The 16633-nt window shown below is 73.5% G+C and carries 16 protein-coding genes and 1 pseudogene; 11 read left to right on the top strand and 6 right to left on the bottom strand.

Features of this window, described 5'->3' with window-relative positions; all coding sequences use genetic code 11:
- Positions 1–166 precede the first annotated feature (166 nt).
- On the bottom strand, positions 167–1381 hold the full coding sequence (locus ACZ6BB_RS25560; RefSeq protein WP_471617495.1) for a flavin-containing monooxygenase: 1215 nt from the start codon (positions 1379–1381) through the stop codon (positions 167–169).
- A gap of 290 nt (positions 1382–1671) precedes the next feature.
- Here ACZ6BB_RS25560 and ACZ6BB_RS25555 point away from each other — a divergent pair, with 290 nt between their 5' ends.
- The 5 genes from ACZ6BB_RS25555 to ACZ6BB_RS25535 all read left to right on the top strand — a co-directional run bounded on the left by ACZ6BB_RS25555 (position 1672) and on the right by ACZ6BB_RS25535 (position 4378).
- On the top strand, positions 1672–1845 hold the full coding sequence (locus tag ACZ6BB_RS25555) for a hypothetical protein (protein ID WP_471617494.1): 174 nt from the start codon (positions 1672–1674) through the stop codon (positions 1843–1845).
- A 140-nt stretch (positions 1846–1985) separates the two neighbouring features.
- Entirely contained in the window at positions 1986–2432 is a 447-nt protein-coding gene (locus tag ACZ6BB_RS25550; RefSeq protein ID WP_471617493.1) for a DoxX family protein, read from the top strand.
- Between the two features lie 33 nt (positions 2433–2465).
- Positions 2466–2933 carry a Zn-ribbon domain-containing OB-fold protein gene (locus tag ACZ6BB_RS25545; RefSeq protein WP_471617492.1) on the top strand — a complete coding sequence of 156 codons (468 nt, stop codon included), beginning with the start codon at positions 2466–2468 and terminating at the stop codon, positions 2931–2933.
- 24 nt (positions 2934–2957) lie between these two features.
- Entirely contained in the window at positions 2958–3599 is a 642-nt protein-coding gene (locus tag ACZ6BB_RS25540) for a GNAT family N-acetyltransferase (protein ID WP_471617491.1), read from the top strand.
- Entirely contained in the window at positions 3596–4378 is a 783-nt protein-coding gene (locus ACZ6BB_RS25535; RefSeq protein ID WP_471617490.1) for a class I SAM-dependent DNA methyltransferase, read from the top strand. The genes ACZ6BB_RS25540 and ACZ6BB_RS25535 overlap by 4 nt, the downstream gene beginning before the upstream one ends.
- Positions 4379–4663: 285 nt before the next feature.
- Here the strand turns inward: ACZ6BB_RS25535 and ACZ6BB_RS25530 are convergent, their stop codons facing one another.
- Positions 4664–5377 carry a pyridoxine/pyridoxamine 5'-phosphate oxidase gene (locus ACZ6BB_RS25530; protein ID WP_471617489.1) on the bottom strand — a complete coding sequence of 238 codons (714 nt, stop codon included), beginning with the start codon at positions 5375–5377 and terminating at the stop codon, positions 4664–4666.
- Positions 5378–5461: 84 nt separating this feature from the next.
- Positions 5462–6685: a thiolase C-terminal domain-containing protein gene (locus ACZ6BB_RS25525; protein WP_471617488.1), complete on the bottom strand. Its 1224-nt coding sequence runs from the start codon at positions 6683–6685 to the stop codon at positions 5462–5464.
- A gap of 116 nt (positions 6686–6801) precedes the next feature.
- Here ACZ6BB_RS25525 and ACZ6BB_RS25520 point away from each other — a divergent pair, with 116 nt between their 5' ends.
- Together ACZ6BB_RS25520 and ACZ6BB_RS25515 are read left to right on the top strand one after the other, a co-directional pair.
- The gene (locus ACZ6BB_RS25520) at positions 6802–8076 is read left to right on the top strand and encodes an acyl-CoA dehydrogenase family protein (RefSeq protein WP_471617487.1); all 1275 of its coding nucleotides are present in this window, start codon (positions 6802–6804) and stop codon (positions 8074–8076) included.
- Between the two features lie 92 nt (positions 8077–8168).
- Complete coding sequence (locus ACZ6BB_RS25515; RefSeq protein ID WP_471617631.1) at positions 8169–8636, top strand: nitroreductase/quinone reductase family protein; 468 nt, start codon at positions 8169–8171, stop codon at positions 8634–8636.
- A 201-nt stretch (positions 8637–8837) separates the two neighbouring features.
- Here the strand turns inward: ACZ6BB_RS25515 and ACZ6BB_RS25510 are convergent, their stop codons facing one another.
- The gene (locus ACZ6BB_RS25510) at positions 8838–9485 is read right to left on the bottom strand and encodes a TetR family transcriptional regulator (protein WP_471617486.1); all 648 of its coding nucleotides are present in this window, start codon (positions 9483–9485) and stop codon (positions 8838–8840) included.
- Positions 9486–9770: 285 nt separating this feature from the next.
- On the opposite strand from ACZ6BB_RS25510, the gene kbpA reads away from it, so the two are divergent.
- The 4 genes and pseudogenes from kbpA (at position 9771) to ACZ6BB_RS25490 (ending at position 15383) form a co-directional block, all read left to right on the top strand.
- Positions 9771–10709 (top strand): AfsK-binding protein KbpA, encoded by a 939-nt coding sequence (gene kbpA / locus ACZ6BB_RS25505; protein WP_471617485.1) that lies wholly within the window; start codon positions 9771–9773, stop codon positions 10707–10709.
- 348 nt (positions 10710–11057) lie between these two features.
- The gene (afsK, locus tag ACZ6BB_RS25500) at positions 11058–13403 is read left to right on the top strand and encodes a protein serine/threonine kinase AfsK (RefSeq protein ID WP_471617484.1); all 2346 of its coding nucleotides are present in this window, start codon (positions 11058–11060) and stop codon (positions 13401–13403) included.
- 140 nt (positions 13404–13543) lie between these two features.
- Positions 13544–13966, top strand: a pseudogene (locus tag ACZ6BB_RS25495) (RNA polymerase sigma factor); the annotation flags it as partial.
- Between the two features lie 187 nt (positions 13967–14153).
- The gene (locus ACZ6BB_RS25490; protein ID WP_471617483.1) at positions 14154–15383 is read left to right on the top strand and encodes a CU044_5270 family protein; all 1230 of its coding nucleotides are present in this window, start codon (positions 14154–14156) and stop codon (positions 15381–15383) included.
- Positions 15384–15425: 42 nt separating this feature from the next.
- Here the strand turns inward: ACZ6BB_RS25490 and ACZ6BB_RS25485 are convergent, their stop codons facing one another.
- Entirely contained in the window at positions 15426–16205 is a 780-nt protein-coding gene (locus ACZ6BB_RS25485) for an enoyl-CoA hydratase/isomerase family protein (RefSeq protein ID WP_471617482.1), read from the bottom strand.
- The gene (locus ACZ6BB_RS25480; RefSeq protein WP_471617481.1) at positions 16202–16618 is read right to left on the bottom strand and encodes a Zn-ribbon domain-containing OB-fold protein; all 417 of its coding nucleotides are present in this window, start codon (positions 16616–16618) and stop codon (positions 16202–16204) included. The genes ACZ6BB_RS25485 and ACZ6BB_RS25480 overlap by 4 nt, the downstream gene beginning before the upstream one ends.
- Positions 16619–16633 lie beyond the last annotated feature (15 nt).

Raw genomic sequence — 16633 nt, 5'->3', positions numbered from 1 at the left:
CGGGAGGGGGGTGAGGGGGGAGGGGAGGGGGAAACGGGGGCGGGGTCGGCCGCTCGCCCGGTCGTTCCGTCGCCCGGCCCCCTCCGTCGCCCGGCCCCTCCGTCGCGCGGCCATTCCGTCGTCCGGTCGTTCCGTCGCGCGGCCCTTCCGTCGTCCGGTCGTTCGCTCAGTTGGTGGTGCGGATCTGTACGGTGACCGCGTCGCGCATGGTGACGCCACCCGTCTTCGCGATCGTCCTGGCGATCTTCTCGGCGTCGAGGGCGAGTTCGCGGAACATGCCGCTGATGGGGTTGGTGAAGCCGGTGAAGTAGAGGCTGGGGGCGTTCCTCGGCGAGCGGGCCCCCTGCACGACCGGCTTCCCTCGTTCGTCGAGCACGTCGAGGTGTCCGACGAGCCCTTCCAGGCCGCGGCGGTAGCCGGTCGCGGCGATCACGGCGTCGGGCTCGATCCGGGTGCCGTCTGCGAGGGCGACCTTGCCGTCCTCGAACCCCTCGACCGAGCCGACGATCTCGACCTTGCCCTTCCGTACGGCGTCGATGAGTCCGACGTCCTGCACGGGGACGGCGCCCTCCTGCACACGGGAGTAGAGGCCGGTGTCGGGCCGGGCCAGGCCGTGTGCGGACAGGTCCGGGACGCTGAGCCTCGCCATCGGCTTGGCCAGCCGGTCCACGAGGGCGACGGGCAGTCGCCGTACGAGGACGCCCGTGTACTGGGCCGCCCACCCGGCGGTCGACCGGCGCACGATGTGCGGGGCCGTGCGCACCGCGAGCCGTACGCGCCGTGCCCCGCCCTCGACGAGGTCGACGGCGATCTCGGCGCCGGTGTTGCCGATGCCGACGACGAGGACGTCACGGCCGGCGTAGGACTCGGGGTTGCGGTACCCGGAGGCGTGCACGAGGTCGCCGGTGTACGTGTCGCGGCCGGGCCAGTCGGGGATGTGGGGCGTGTGGTTGTAGCCGGTGGCGACGACGACCGCGCCGCCGGTCAGCTCGCGGCCCCCGGTGGCGTGCAGCAGCCAGCCGGTACCGTCGGCGGTCCGCTCGACACGGGACACCTCGACGCCGGTCACGATCTCCAGCTGGTGCACCTCGGCGTACTTCTCCAGGTAGCGCACCACGTTGTCCCGCGACACCCAGCGCCCGAACCTGCGCGGCATGGGCAGCCCGGGAAGCGCCGACAGACGGCGGGTGGTGTGCAGGTGCAGCCGGTCGTAGTGCCGCCGCCAGGACGCCCCGACCCCGTCGGCCTTCTCCAGCACCACGGCCCGCACCCCCCGAGCCCGCAACGCGTACGCGACGGCCAGCCCACCCGGGCCGCCGCCGATCACATAGGCGGGGCGGTCGGAGGGGGCGGGAGTCACGGAAGCTCTGGAGTCGGCCATGCGCCTGAGCGTATTCACGCCCTCATTTGTTGGGTCTCGGTCAAGCCCGGAATTGGTTGCGGATTGATCACGGGTGTAGGAGACGTGCGTGGGGCCTGTGGCGTAGGTCTCTTGGAATGTGGGGGTGAGGTGGCGAGGTGCGTGGTGACGGCGCGCGGTCCGGCCCCGGTTCCTTGCCTCCGACCGTTTCGTCCACACCCCCGTTGCGCGGCCGCCCGCGCCGGGAGCGGCGGGCCGCCATGACGTCACGTCCTCGGCGGGCGGGCGGGCCCGGGCGGGCGAGGTGGCGCGTGCAGCTCTCCAGGAGCCGCTCGCCGTCGGACGCCGTGACCGCCGAGGCCCCGGTCGACGGCGGTGACCCGGAGCAGCACTTCGCGAGCGCCGAAGGCAGCGGCAGGGCGAACTCGGGCCGGTACGCGTGGGCGTGGGAGGAAGGCGGCGTGCTGTTGATCGGTCCCGGCTGACTCCACGGGCGGGCCTTGCCGATCGGCTTCGTGCCCTGGGCGCCGTCGGCCCGCCCGGGTCTCTTGTGCATTCTCGCCCCATCCGCTGAACTGACGTACCGTCAGAAACCCCGCGCGGGCGCGGAAGGGTGGCGATGTGCATGGAGACGATCTGGCTCGGCGGCGCCGAATGGCTGGCCGTTCTTCGTATCGGGCTCGGGCTGTGGTGGCTGGAGAGCTGGCGGCACAAGGACAAGAGGACGTGGTTCGAGGGCGCCGGGATCGAGTGGGCCGCGGGGGTGGCGGAGAAGCATCGATGGGGTGCGGTGCGCGGCGGGTTCGACGTGGTCGTCAAGCCGCGGCCCAAGGCGATGGCGTACGTCGTCGCCTACGCCGAACTCGCCCTCGGGCTGGGGCTGATCCTCGGGTTCCTCACGCCGGTCGCGCTCGTGGGCGGGCTGCTGCTCAACCTTCTCTATCTCGTCCTGATGATCCACGACTGGGCCGAGCAGGGGCAGAACTCGATGATGGCGCTCATCTCGGTGGTGGGGCTGTTCGGGATGTCCTGGCAGACGTGGTCGGTCGACAGTGCGCTGGGGTTGTTCTGAGGTCAGAAGGGGGGCGCAGGGAGGGTGCGACGGATGAGTGACGGTGGCGGCGGTGGCGGTGGCGGTGGCGGTGGCGGGGGCGGTGGCGCACGGTTCGATCTGCCCGAGGCGGACGACTTCACCCGTACGTACTGGGACGCCGCCGCCGACGGGCGGCTGCTCCTGCGGCGCTGCGGGGCGGCGGGATGCGGGCGCGCTCATCACTATCCGCGGGAGTTCTGCCCGTACTGCTGGAGCGAGGACGTGCGGTGGGAGGAGGCGTCCGGGCGCGCCACGCTCTACACCTGGTCCGTCGTCCACCGGAACGACCTGCCGCCCTTCGGGGAGCGGACGCCGTACGTGCCCGCGGTCGTCGATCTCGCCGAGGGGCCGCGGATGATGACCGAGGTGGTGCGGGAGGCGGGGGCGCCGGAAGGAGGGCTGCGGATGGGGATGGCGTTGGAGGTCGTCTTCCGGGAGGGCGGAGGTGTGGTGGTCCCCGTATTTCGCGCGCGTCCGTGAGGGGGTGCGCGTTTCAATGGGGGCGTGAGCCGTACTGATGAGCGATCCGCCGATCCGTACCCCGATCCGTACCCCGATCCGTCCCCGCCGTCCTCCGGCGAGCTGCCGCACGGGCACGGCCTGCGGCTGTGTGCGTGGGACGCGGAGTCCGACGCGGATGTGGAGGCGTGGTTCCGGGGGCGGGCCGACCCCGACTACCGGCGGTGGAACACACCCATGACGGTGGACGAGGATCTCGACGGGGCCCGGGAGTCCCTGCGCCTGCGGGCGGAGTCCGACGCGGAGGGGAAGACCGTCTCCTTCCGGGTCGCGGACGCGGAGAGCGGTGTGACGCTCGGGTTGGTCGGGCTGAGCGGGATCGACATGTCCATGCGCAGGGCCGTCGTCGGCTACTGGGTGCTGCCCGAGGCCCGCGGCCGCCGGGTCGCCACCCGCGCCCTCGACCTCGCCGCCCGCTGGACCCTCACCGACTTCGGCATCCACCGGCTCGAACTCGACCACGTCGTCGGCCATGCCGCGTCCTGCCGTGTCGCCGAGCTGTGCGGGTTCCCGTACGAGGGGACCATGCGCGGGGCGTCGTTCGAGGAGGGGCGCCACGACGCCTTCCGGGACGCTCACCTGCACGCACGACTGGCCACCGACCCGGCACCGGAAGGGATCTCATGAGCACGGACGACCACTTCGAGTACGAGAACGTCGACGACCCCGACGGCTACTTCGGTGAAGCCGTCGCCGCGCATTACGACGACCCTTCCTCCGCCAGGTTCGGCGCGGAGGCCGTCGACCCGGCCGTGGAGCTGATCGCCGGGCTCGCGGACGGTCCCGGAGGGGACGCGCGGGCGCTGGAGTTCGGGATCGGCACCGGGCGGATCGCCCTGCCGCTCGCCCGGCGCGGTGTGCCGGTCCACGGCATCGACCTGTCACGGGCCATGGTGGAGCGGCTGCGGGCCAAGCCGGGGGGCGCGGACATCGGCGTCACCATCGGGGACTTCGCCACGACCCGGGTGGACGGTCCCGGCTTCACCGTCGCCTACCTCGTCTTCAACACGATCAACAACCTCACCACGCAGGACGCCCAGGTGGACTGCTTCCGCAACGCCGCCGCGCATCTCCTGCCCGGCGGCCGCTTCGTGATCGAGGTCGGGGTGCCGGACCTGCGGCGGCTGCCGCCGGGGCAGAACGCGGTGCCGTTCCATGTCGGGCCGACGCGGCTGGGGTTCGACACGTACGACGTGGCGACGCAGGGAATGCGGTCGCACCACATGGTCCTCGTCGAGGGGCGGCCGGTGTACCGGTCGATCCCCTTCCGGTACGTCTGGCCGGCCGAACTGGACCTGATGGCCCGGCTGGCCGGCATGCGGCTGCGGAACCGCTGGGCGGGATGGAAGGGCGAGCCGTTCACGAACGACAGCACCAGGCACGTGTCCGTGTGGGAGAAGGTCTGAGGGGGCTGCCCCGCCCCCGCGGTTCCCCCTGGGCTCCCCTGGTTCCCCAGGGCTCCCGCGGCTCCCCACAGCCTCCGCGGCTCCCCACAGCCTCCGCGGCTCCCCACAGCCTCCGCGGCTCCCCACAGCCTCCGCGGCTCCCCACAGCCTCCGCGGCTCCCCAGGGCCTCCGCTGCCTCTTCCCGGCCGCCCGCCTTCCCGTCCGCCTGCCCGCCTGTCCGTCCGTCCGCCCGTCTGCCTAGCCGTCCTCGAGTCCGCCCGCCCGTCCGTCCGCCCGTCCATCCGTCACGGCCAGAGCAACTCCGTTACCCAGCCGTCGCCCTCCCGCCGGTAGTTCAGCCGTACGTGCCGTCGTCGCGCGTCCCCCTGGAAGAACTCCACCTCGTCCGGCTCCACGACGTACGCCGTCCAGGAGGGCACGGCCACGTCCGGCTCGCGTTCGGCGCGTTCCCAGGCGGCCCGCGAGGCGCGTTCCAACTCCTCGTACGAGGGCAGCACCTCGCTCTGGTGGCCCACGAGGGCGGCGGCCAGCGCGCCCGTCGAACGGGCGTGCAGGTCGGCGTGGGCGACCTCGGCGGGCTGGACCGTGACGCTGCCCCGCACCCGGACCTGGCGGCCGAGGAGGGGCCAGTAGAAGCCGAGGGACGCGTACGGGCGGGCCGCGAGGTGGCGTCCCTTGCGGCTGCCGGCGTGGGAGGCGAAGTGCCAGCCCCGCGCGTCCACGTCGTGCAGCATCACCGTACGGACGTCCGGCCGGCCCTCCGCGTCCGCCGTGGCCAGCGACATCGTGTGCGGCTCCACCTCCCCGGCCGCCACGACCTCGCCGAACCAGGCGGCGAAGAGCGGCACGGGCTCGGCGGGTGCCGCCGCCGGGTCGAACAACGGCAGTGCGCTGACCTGCGGATCCCAGACCCGCAGCCCCCGCAGGGCCTGGACGAGACCGGACGGCGGGGCGGGGGCCGGGGACGCGGGCCGCGGCTGGGCGGGAGGTTCGATCATGGGTGGGACGGTCTCACACCGTGCCCGGGTCGGACGAGACCCACGTCGGGGCGCATGCACCGGGCGAAGACCCTCGGACCGGCCTCACTCCCGCCCCAGCACCACCGTTCCCGACGAGCAGAACCAGCCGCCCGTGCCCGACGCGACGGCCAGGCGGGGCGGGGTGCCGTCGGAGGTGGGGATCTGGTGGGGGCCCGCCTCGCCCCGCAGCTGGCGTACGGCCTCCACGAGGAGGAACAGGCCGCGCATGCCGGGGTGCTGGGCGGAGAGGCCGCCGCCGTCGGTGTTGACGGGGAGGTCGCCCGTCAGGGTCAGGCGGCCCTTCTCCACGAAGGCCCCGCCCTCGCCCTTCGCGCAGAATCCGAGGTCCTCCAGGGTCACGAGGGTCATGTAGGTGAAGGCGTCGTAGATCTCGGCGAAGTCGATCTCGCAGGGGCGCACGCCCGCTCGTTCGAAGGCGAGGCGGCCGCTGACCGCGGCCGGGGAGACCGTGAAGTCGGGCCACTCGGACATGGTCGTGTGGGAGGTGTACTCGCCGGTGCCGAGGATCCAGACGGGCGTGGCCGGCCGGCAGTCCCGTACGTACTCCTCGGCCACCAGCAGGACCGCCGCGCCGCCGTCGGAACGTATGCAGCAGTGGAGCTTGGTGAACGGGTCGGCGATCGGCGTGGAGGAGAGGACGTCGTCGACGGTGATCGGCGTGCGGAACATGGCCTCGGGGTTGGCCGCCGCGTTCGACCGGGCCTGTACGGCGACGGAGGCCAGCTGTTCCAGGGTGGTCCCGTACTCGTGCATGTGGCGGCGTGCGGCCATGGCGTACTTGGAGATCAGGGTGTGCCCGTACGGGACCTCGAACTGCAGGGGGCCGCGCGCCCCGAAGGAGAGGTCGCCGGTGCGGCGGCCCGCCCGGATGTCCGCGCGGGCGGTGGAGCCGTAGACGAGGAGGACGATGTTCGCGTGCCCGGCGGCGATCGCGTCCGCCGCGTGCGCCGCCATGACCTCCCAGGTCGCGCCCCCGACCGAGGTGGAGTCCACCCAGGTGGGCCGCAGGCCCAGATACTCGGCCACCTCGACCGGCGCCAGCGTGCCGAGGCCCGCGGAGGCGAGGCCGTCGACGGCCGTGTGCTCCAGTCCCGCGTCGGCGAGGGCCCGGCGGGCGGCCTGTGCGTGGAGCGCGTACGGGGTGGCGTCGTCCACCCGGCCGCAGTCGGACAGCGCGGCGCCGACGATCGCGACCTTCCGGCCGCCGCCTCGCCGTGCCGCGTCACGAGGGCCACCGGATCCGGGTGGAGCAGGCACAGCGGTCATGGATCTGACGGTACATCAGATGAGCGGGTCGGCAACCCTGTGCTTCGACGGTCTTCCGGCCTAATATGACGGACCGTCAGATCAGCATGACGATGGGGAGTGGAAGGGGGACCGCCATGGACACCCGCTTCACCGCCGAGCAGGAGGAGATCCGGCGCACGGTACGGGAGTTGCTGCTCAAGCGCTGTGGTCCGGAGGAGGTCCGGTCCGCCGTGCGGACGGGTGAGGGGTACGACGCCGGCCTCTGGCTCGCCTTCTCCGAACAGCTCGGGCTGCCGGGGCTCGCACTCCCCGAGACGTACGGCGGTGTCGGCTGCTCCGCGACCGAACTGGCCTTGGCGAGCGAGGAGTTGGGACGTGTCCTGGCTCCCTCGCCACTGCTGTCCACCGCCGTCCTCGTCGCTCCCCTGATCCTCGCCCTCGGCACCGAGCCGCAGCGCGCCGCACTGCTGCCCCGCCTCGCCGCGGGCCGGCTCACCGCCGCCCTCGCCGTACCGGGCACCGCCCTCGCCGCCGCGCTGGCGCTGACCTGCGACAACGGGGGTACGTGGGCCGGGGGCGGCCGGGCCGGCGGAGTCCAGGCCCGACGCGTCGGGGACGGGTGGCGGCTCTACGGGGAGGTCGGGCAGGTTCTCGACGGGCACAGCGCGGGGCTGCTGCTCGTGGCCGCGCACACCGGGGGCTACGCCCGGTCGCGGACGCTGCTGTTTCTCGTACGGGTGCCGCGCGGGGAGGCGGGGTCTGCCGGGGGCCTCGGGCGGGTGCGGCAGACCTCCATCGACGAGACGCGTCCGGTGGCCCGGCTCGAACTCCGTGACGTGGAGGCCGAGTTGTTGGGGGAGGCGGCCGGAGCCGGCGCGGGCGCCGACGTCCGCGTGCTGTCGGCCCTGGCCGGGGTCGGGGACGCGGCCGCCGCGGTGCTCGCGGCGGAGGCCGTGGGCGCCGCCGACCGGGTGCTGGAGCGGACGGTCGCCTACGCGCGGCAGCGGGAGCAGTTCGGGCGGCCGATCGGGTCGTTCCAGGCGGTGAAGCACCGGCTCGCCGATGTGTATGTGCGGGTGCGGGCGGCCCGGTCGGCGGCGTACTACGCCGCCTGGGCCGCCGCCGCCGCGCGGCCCGGCGGTCAGGGCGGTGCGGGCGGCGGCGAGCGGGTCGGCGGGCTGGCGCTCGCGCAGGCGCTGGAGGCGTTGCGGGTGGCGGCCGGGGAAGGGATCCAGCTGCACGGGGGCATCGGGTTCACCTGGGAACACGAGGCGCACCTGTACTTCAAGCGGGCGGCGGGGGACGAGGCGCTCTTCGGGCCGGTGCACCGGCTGCGGGGGCGGGCGGCCGACATGGCGGGGATCTTCACGGCCGACGGGCCGGGCGAGCGGAGGGTGGTGCGGGGCTGATGGCTTCGAAGAGGGCGGCCGGGTCGACGGCAGGGGCGGCGAAGGGCGTGAAAGGCGGGAAGAACAGGAAGGGCGTGACGGCCGTGAAGGACATGGGTGTGCGGCTGGTGCAGAAGGTGTCCTCGGCTCCGGCGTTCGCCCGGGTCGCGCCGCACGTCATACCGGTGCTGGACCGGGCCGTGCACCGGGCCACCCGGGGGCGGGTCCTGCTCAGCGCGCAGCTGCTGCCCGGTGTCGTACTGACCGCGACCGGCGCACGCAGCGGGGAGCCGCGCCGTACCCCGCTGGCCTGTATGCCCGAGGAGGGGCGCGACAGCTGGGTGCTCATCGGGTCGAACTTCGGCCGCCCCGGCCACCCGGCCTGGAGTGCCAACCTGCTGGCCCATCCCGACGCCGAGATCAACTGGAAGGGGCAGGACATCCCCGTCACCGCCCACCTGCTGGCGGGGGAGGAACGGGCGGCCGTCTGGAAGGAGTTGCTGCGGTTCTGGCCGCCGTACTCGACGTATCAGGCGCGGGTGGACCGCGAGATACGGGTGTTCAGGATCGTACGGCGGTGAATCGCGCCCGCGCCCGCGCCCGCGGCCCGCGCTCGTGCGCGGCTGTTCGGCGGCGCGGCCTGCCCCCCGGGTGATCTCCCCTGGCCCCGGTGATCTCCCCGGCCCTCGAGTCCCCCTGAACGCGGCAGGCGGCACTCCTCGGCCGAGGGTGCCGTCTGCGTGACAGGAATCGCGTCCGGGGGCGTGCCCGGGTGCTCCTGGTTACTTCATGGGTTTCTTGCCGGTGATGCCCAGGTGGACCAACAGTGCCAGGTTGGGGCGCAGTTCGGCCTGCTTGACGCCCCAGGTCTGGAAGCCCTTCTGGTGCCCGGAGACCGAGGCGAGCATCGCGACGAGGGAACCGGCGAGGGCCGCCGGGTTCACGTCCTTGTCGACGCGGCCCTTGGCCTGCAGCTCGGAGACCGTCTCCGACAGGGAGTTGGTGACCGAGTTCAGGATCTTCATACGGATCTTGTAGAAGCGTTTGTCGCCTTCGGCGGCACCCAGGTCGACGACGCGGAGGATGGCGTCGTTCTTGCGCCAGAAGTCCAGGAAGCCGTCGACGAGTTCCTGGGCGGTCTGCCAGCCGGCCTTGCCGACCCAGGAGCGGCCTTCGAGGAGGCGCGTCAATGTGGCGCCCTCGCTGGCCATTTGCTCGGCGATCTCCAGGACGGCGCCCTCGACGTCCGGGAAGTACTGGTAGAAGGTCGCGGGTGAAGTCCCCGCCTTCCGGGCGACATCAATGACTTTGACGTCCCGGTAGGGCGACGAGCTGAGCATCTCGCTGAGGCAGTCGAGCAGCTTCTGCCGGGTCGCCTGCCCTCGTCGGCCGGCCACGCGGCCGTCGACGGTACGCACTTGTCCTGTCATGCCGTCAGCTTACCGAGGGGCGATCGGAGCGCGATTCGGCCGACTGCAAATGGGGATCAGGGGCGTCACCTAGGGGTTCGTGCGGTGATCACGGAGTGTGGTGGCGCGTTTCTTTCGGGTGAGTGGGGGCTCCAGGGGCGGTCGCGGTTGCGGTCGTCGGCTGCGAGCGCCCCCACCCACCCGCACCCGCCGGCGCACACCGGCCACCCGAGCGCGTCCGCGCAGGACGCCCGGTACGGACGCGCCCGACGCGCGCCCAGCGTGCGCCGCCCTTAGCTTGGCCCTATGGCCGATGAGACCGGAGCCGCCACCGGGGCGGAAGCCGGCGCCGGGGCGGGAGCCGGCGCCGGGGCGGGAAGCGTCCCGTACCCCGAGGGCGTCCCCTGCTGGGTGGACGCCCAGCTGCCCGACGTGGAGGCGGGGAAGCGGTTCTACGGCGAACTCTTCGGATGGTCCTTCAAGGTGGCCCCCGGGGACGGCGCGCACGAGGTGTGGGCGTACGTCGAGGGCGCCCCCGTCGCCGCCCTCGCCCCCAAGCCCGACGGCCGCCTCCCCACCGTGTGGACCGTGCACTTCGCCACGCCGGACGCGGTCGCCCTCACCGCCCGGATCACCGCGGCCGGCGGTCAGGTGATCACCCCGCCGACCCTGGTCGGCAGGCTCGGCGTCGCCGCGCTGGCCACCGATCCCGAGAGCGCCGTCTTCGGCCTCTGGCAGCCCGGTGCGCACACCGGCTTCGGACGGCGCCACGAGCCCGGCACGTTCGCGTGGGCCGAGCTGTACACGCGGGACACCAAGGCGGCCAACTCCTTCTACGCGCACCTCTTCCACGACGCCCTCTTCGGCCCGGACGCCGTCCCGGACTTCGGCCGGGCCGCGCTCACCGACGTCTTCCCGGCGGAGATGCCGCCGCACTTCCTGGTCCACTTCGGGACGGAGGACTGCGAGGAGGCGGTCGCGGCCGTCAGCCGGCTCGGGGGGCGCGTACAGGTGCCGCCGTTCGACACCTCGTACGGGAATGTGGCGGTCGTCACGGACAATCAAGGCGCGTCGTTCGCCCTGCTGCAGCGGAAGAACGGAAACGCCTGGCGGGAGGCGCCGCAGGAGGCGGACCAGACCGAACAGCACCCGGACGAGCTGCGGCAGGAGGGGGACGACCGGCGTACGGACGACTCCCCTGCGCAGGGCGCACGCGACGTGAACGCCTCGGAGGACGACGGCTGACCAGCGAGAAGACGGCGGCCGGCAGGCGGGTGAACGGGTGCCCGACTCCTGGTTCACGCGGGCGCTCCGGGGGGCGTGACGGGGGCGCCGCGCGGGCAGACGGGCGGGGTTGTGCGCCGGTGGTACGCGATTCGCCACAGTGTCCCACCATCCGGGCTCCCGCTTCCCGAGAGGCGGACCGCGTGGTTTTGTCCTGAGACACCCCGACTCGCCCCCGGGTTCGCAACCTGCCCCCGGTACAGGAAGAATCGGGGTGCGTGCCGCCAGGGCGGTGCGGTGGTGAGACGCTGCACGGGGTCGCGCGCACAATACGGGTGACGCGGTCCGTACGGGGAGGTGGCAGGGCAAGTGGTGGATCAGCTGACGCAGCACGATCCGCGGCGGATCGGGCCGTTCGAGGTGCTGGGACGGCTGGGTGCCGGCGGCATGGGGCTGGTCTATCTGGCGCGCTCGGCGTCGGGCCGGCGTGTGGCGATCAAGACGGTGCGGACGGAACTGGCCGAGGACCAGCTCTTCCGGGTCCGTTTCACGCGCGAGGTCGAGGCGGCCCGCGCGGTGTCCGGCTTCTACACGGCGGCGGTGGTCGACGCCGACCCCCGCGCCGCCGTGCCGTGGCTGGCGACCGCGTACGTTCCCGCGCCCTCCCTCGAAGAGATAGTGAACGACTGCGGACCGATGCCGGTCCAGGCCGTCCGCTGGTTCGCCGCGGGCGTGGCCGAGGCCCTGCAGTCCATCCACGGTGCCGGGCTCGTCCACCGCGACCTGAAGCCCTCCAACGTGCTCGTCGTCGAGGACGGGCCCCGCGTGATCGACTTCGGCATCGCGTCCGGCGTCTCGAACACTCGTTTGACGATGACGAACGTCGCCGTCGGGACGCCCGCGTACATGTCGCCCGAGCAGGCGAAGGACTCGCGCAGCGTGACCGGCGCGAGCGACGTCTTCTCGCTCGGCTCGATGCTCGTGTTCGCCGCCACCGGACACGCCCCCTTCCACGGCGCCAACCCCGTCGAGACCGTCTTCATGCTGCTGCGCGAGGGCCCCGACCTCTCCGGCCTGCCGGAGGACCTGCGGCCGCTGATCGAGTCCTGTATGCAGATGGACCCGACCGCGCGCCCCAACCCGGCCGACCTCCAGGCACAGCTCGCCCCGCACCTCTTCGGCTCCGGCTCGGACGACAGCGGTACGGCGTCGGCGTGGCTGCCGGAGAAGGCCGTCGCCATGATCGAGACCCGGCGGGGAGGGCGCCCGGCGCCCAAGCCGCAGACCTCCTCCGGCCGCAGCGGAGGCGGCGGCCGCCCCACCGCCCCGGTCCCCCCGCCCCCGCCGCCGTACGACCCCGCGCCCGTCCCCGTCGGTGCCCCCGACACCGGGCCCGTACGGCTCGCCGGCGGCCAGGTGCCCATCGGGCCCGGCCCCCGCGTCGCCGACGCCCGTGCGGCCGCCGTGAAGGCGCCCCCGCCCGAGGCGGGCCTCGCCGCGTCCTGGTCGCGACCGCGCGCCGGCGTGAACGGCGCCGACCCCGCGCCCGTCGTCGCCCCGCCCGCCACCCCCGACGCGGCGCCCTCCGGCTGGCGCCCCTGGCGTTTCCGCATGTCGAACGATGTGTGGGGCACCCCGTCCGTCGCCGACGACCTCGTCTACGTCACCTCCTTCGAGGTGCACGCCCTGGACGTGGCCACCGGCCGGCGCCGCTTCAAGACCCGTGACGTCGCCTGGTCGATGGCCGTCGCGGACGGCCGTATCCACGCCTCCGACGGACCCACCCTCTTCGCGCTCGACGCCCGTGAGGGCGGGGACCTGTGGCGGCTGTCGACGGACGCCTGGGTCTACTCCCTGAAGGCCGACCGGGGCACCGTGGTCACCGCCACCCGTGGCGGCGGCGTCCAGGGCTGGGAGGCGTCCAACGGGCAGAAGCTCTGGGAGCTGACCGGCGCCCAGAGCGACTTCGAGTCCCCCGAGGCCGGTCCGGTCGTCCAGGACGGCACGGTCTACATCTGGAAGGACGCCCGGCTGCGCGCGCTGGAGGCCCGTACGGGCGACGAGCGCTGGTCGTACCCCATCGGGGACGCGGCCTCCTGCGGCGGCGTCCCGGTACGGCTCGCACCGGCCGCCGACGGCTATGTGTACATCTCCGCCGGCAGCCGCGTCCTCGCCGTGGACATCGCGAGCGGCCACGTCCGCTGGCACTTCGAGGCACCGGCCGTCTTCCTCTCCGCTCCCACGTTCGCGCCCGGTCCCGCCGTCACGGGCGGCGGCGTCTACCTCGCCGACTACCTCGGCACGGTCTACGCCCTCGACGCGACCGACGGCCGCGACCGCTGGCGCATCGCGACGGAGTCCCGCTCCTCGCTGGAGCCGGTCCTGGTCGCCGCCGGACACGTCCATGTCGGCAGCGGCAAGGGGCTCTACACCCTCGACGCGGTCACGGGCACACCGAAGTGGCGTTTCCAGGCGGGCGGCGAGATCGTCGGCGCCCCGTCGGTGGCGGAGGGACGGATCCACTTCGGCTCCACGGATCACCTGCTGTACACGCTGAAGGCCGACGACGGCCGCCTGCGGTGGAAGCTCGCGACGGGCGGGGAGATCACCGGGTCGCCCGTCGTCAAGGACGGCGTCGTGTACGCGTGCAGCAAGGACCGGTGCGTGTACGCGCTGGACGCGGAGAAGGGGACGGGGACGGCTCGGACGTCCTAGGACCGCGAGCCTCCCCCTCTCCCGCCCACGCACGCACCGGACGTGACGTGGGCCACAGTCCATGAATCTCCGCTCCCCCTGTAAGAAGTCGGCCGCCCCGCGCATTGCTCGGTGAGACAGCCGATACGAGGGGACGGCGCGTGACACATGCGCAACGCTTCAGGGACATCTACGAGGAGTGCTATCCACGCGTCCTCGCCTACGCCACCAGTCTGGTGGGACGGCAGGTGGGGGAGGACATCACCAGCGAGACCTTCACCGTGGCCTGGCGGCGGGTACGGGACATTCCGAGCGCCCCGCTGCCCTGGCTCCTGGGGGTCGCGCGCAACCTGGTGCGCGAGCTGCGCCGCCGCGACGCCCATCAGTACGCCCTGGCCGCCGCGGAGGCACAGCAGATCGGCCGCGGCGTCCGCGGCGACGCCGGTGACGTCGCGGCGGACGTGACCGAGCGGGAGGCCGCGCTGCAGGCCCTGGCGAGCCTGTCCGACGCCGACCGGGAACTGCTGACGCTCATCGCCTGGCACGGGCTGAGCGCCCGACAGGCCGCCCGGGTCCTGGGCTGCACCACCGCGACGCTGACCGTCCGGCTGCACCGGGCCCGCCGCCGTCTGGAGAAGGCCCTGGAGCCGGCGTACCCGGCACCGGCGGCCCCGTACGGAACAGGCACTCCGCACCGCCCGCATCCCACGCACCGCCCGCACCCCACGCACCCCAGGCCCCGGGCCGCACCGATCGCAGAGGAGCACTCACATGAAGGACACCCACGGACGGTCCGGGCGGCCCGACGTCATGAAGGTGCTCGCGGGCGCCCGGCCCGACGAGCTGGACCCGGCGAGGCTCGCGGACTCCCCGCGGCAGCGCGCGGACCTGGAACGCCTCCTCACCCGGGAGGCGGACGGCCGTCGCACGGCGCGCCTGCGCGTCCCGGAGCGGTTCCGGGGCGGCGTCCGGCCGTTCGGGACCGTGGCCGCCCTCGCGGCCGTCGCGGCGTCGGCCGTGGTCGTGAGCACCATCGACCGGAACCCGCTCGGCGTGAGCCCGGGCGCGCCCTCGCACTCCTCCTCCGCCTCGGGGCCGGACGCGTCCGCGGCGGACGGACGCCTCGAACTGCTCAGCGCGGCCGGGAAGGTCGGCACGGCGGCCGGCGAGGGAACGTACTGGCAGACCACCACGCGCTCGCAGGACGTGAACGTCGTCGGCGCGGAGGATGGCAAGGGGCCGCTCCTCGCCGTGCGCGACACGGCGACCTCCCAGTGGTCGGTGGGGGTGCGTCCGGGAACCCGGAGCCTGATGGTCTCCGGTCTGGACGCCGAGATCGCCCCCCGGACCGAGGCGGACGCGGCACGCTGGCGGGCGGCCGGCTCACCTCGGACGATGCAGGCCGAGGTCTTGGGGAACGAGGCGGGCGGCACGCTCGGGTACACGATGGGGACCCGGCCGCCGATGGTCATGCGGACGGACGCCGACGACAAGATCTACGCCCTCGGCCCGCGGAACGCCTCCTATCAGGACCTGCTCGAACTCCCCTCCGACACGGCAGAGTTGCGGCGAGAGCTGGAGCGTCGGTACGGGCAGGACGGCGGCTCCGAGATCAGGGACCGTACGGCCTACGTGCTGCGCCAGGCCGCCGACCTGATCACGATGCCGGTGAAGCCCGCCGTCCGGGCCGCCGCGTACCGGGTGATGGCGGAACAGCCCGGCGTCCGGGGGCTCGGGCGGGTCACCGATCCGCTGGGGCGCAAGGGCGTGGGGATCGCCTTCCCGGGCACCCACGCGACACCGCTGGGGAGCGTGGAGCAGCGGGTGGTGGTGGACCCGTCCACCGGCGAGCTGCTCGCCGAACTGCTCGTGCTGGTCGAACCGTCGGCCAGGGCCCGCGAGGCCGGGCTCGACGCGGGCACGACGGTGAACTACACGGCGACGACCGGGATGGGCTGGGGCGACAGCCAGATCGAGGTGCCGGCGAACGCCCGGCACTGAGGGGGCCGGGCGGCGCGGCGCCCCGGGGTCGCCGGCGGGAGTTCACCGCACCCGGTACCCACCGGACCGGCGGCCCGTGAACAGCTCCGCCTGCCGGTCCGCCGGCAGGTTGCCCAGGGAGACGAGGTGCGGGGCGTACGCGAGAGCGTGCGCCCGTGCCGTCTCCCGGGCGGCCCAGCAGGCGCGGACCGTGCCCTGGACGGCCTCCGGGGGGTACCCGGCGACCACCTCGGCGCAGCGGAGCGCGGCGGCGACGGATCCGCCGGGTTCGGTCACCTCCGAGACCAGGCCCACCTCGTACGCCCGGCGCGCCGACATCCGCTCGGCGGTGCCCATCAGGGCCATGCGGGTGGCCTCCCCGTACGGCATGCGCTGGGACATGAGGATCGACTCGAAGGCGCTGACCATGCCGTAGGTGGTGTGGGGGTCGAAGAAGGTGGCCGAGGGGTCCGCGACGAGGAAGTCCGCCTCGCCGAGGAGGTAGAAGGCGCCGCCGCAGGCCATGCCGTTCACCGCAGCGATCACCGGTTTCCAGAGGTCGTTGGATCTCGGGCCGACCCTGAGGAGCGGGTCCTCGATCGTGTAGGGGGAGTGCGGCTGGGGGACGGACCGTGCCGCGTCCCGGTCGAGGCCCGTGCAGAAGGCGCGGTCGCCGGCACCGGTCACGACGACCGCACGTACGGTGTCGTCGTAACGCAACTCCCGCCAGGCGAGCGTCAGTTGCTCGGCCGTCGCCAGGTCCAGGGCGTTGTGCCTCTCCGGGCGGTCCAGGGTGAGGAGGGCGACACCCGTGTCCTTGTCCGTCGTCGTGCGCAGGGTCACGGCCGCTCCAGTACCCATTGGGGGAGGCCGTCGGCGGTGAAGACGACCTGGACCCGGGCACCGATCCGCAGACGCTCGACGGGGACGGAGTCGAGGCGGGCGCCCGGCGCGCTCACCAGGTTGCCGACGAGGCGGATGCGGGGGGCGTCGGCGAGTTCGACGAGGACGACGTTGTACGGGGCCTGCTCGGCGTAGTCGGGGAGGAGGGGCGGGTGGGGCAGGACGTACGACCAGATGCGGCCCCGGCCGCCGACCCGGCGCCACGTCGTCGCGAACGAGCGGCAGTGGGGGCAGCAGGGGCGGGGCGGGAAGCGGAGTTCGCCGCAGTCGGCACAGGCCTGGATGCGTAGTTCGCCCCGGGCGGCGTACTCCCAGAAGGGGGCGCCGTCGTCGTCCACGGCGGGGGTCAGCATGTCCTCAACTCCCTC

The organism is Streptomyces sp. NPDC041108 (assembly GCF_055592645.1).
The sequence above is the reverse complement of the archived record's forward strand: the minus strand, read 5'-3'. Positions and strand labels throughout refer to the sequence as shown.

Bases quoted from the DNA above. Each gene is read 5' to 3' on its own strand.
- ACZ6BB_RS25490 (WP_471617483.1), top strand. From the start codon at position 14,154: ATGAAGGACACCCACGGACGGTCCGGGCGGCCCGACGTCATGAAGGTG.
- ACZ6BB_RS25530 (WP_471617489.1), bottom strand. From the start codon at position 5,377: ATGATCGAACCTCCCGCCCAGCCGCGGCCCGCGTCCCCGGCCCCCGCC.
- ACZ6BB_RS25560 (WP_471617495.1), bottom strand. From the start codon at position 1,381: ATGGCCGACTCCAGAGCTTCCGTGACTCCCGCCCCCTCCGACCGCCCC.
- ACZ6BB_RS25545 (WP_471617492.1), top strand. From the start codon at position 2,466: ATGAGTGACGGTGGCGGCGGTGGCGGTGGCGGTGGCGGTGGCGGGGGC.
- ACZ6BB_RS25515 (WP_471617631.1), top strand. From the start codon at position 8,169: ATGGGTGTGCGGCTGGTGCAGAAGGTGTCCTCGGCTCCGGCGTTCGCC.
- kbpA (WP_471617485.1), top strand. From the start codon at position 9,771: ATGGCCGATGAGACCGGAGCCGCCACCGGGGCGGAAGCCGGCGCCGGG.
- ACZ6BB_RS25520 (WP_471617487.1), top strand. From the start codon at position 6,802: ATGGACACCCGCTTCACCGCCGAGCAGGAGGAGATCCGGCGCACGGTA.
- ACZ6BB_RS25480 (WP_471617481.1), bottom strand. From the start codon at position 16,618: ATGCTGACCCCCGCCGTGGACGACGACGGCGCCCCCTTCTGGGAGTAC.
- ACZ6BB_RS25535 (WP_471617490.1), top strand. From the start codon at position 3,596: ATGAGCACGGACGACCACTTCGAGTACGAGAACGTCGACGACCCCGAC.
- ACZ6BB_RS25525 (WP_471617488.1), bottom strand. From the start codon at position 6,685: ATGACCGCTGTGCCTGCTCCACCCGGATCCGGTGGCCCTCGTGACGCG.
- ACZ6BB_RS25510 (WP_471617486.1), bottom strand. From the start codon at position 9,485: ATGACAGGACAAGTGCGTACCGTCGACGGCCGCGTGGCCGGCCGACGA.
- ACZ6BB_RS25550 (WP_471617493.1), top strand. From the start codon at position 1,986: ATGGAGACGATCTGGCTCGGCGGCGCCGAATGGCTGGCCGTTCTTCGT.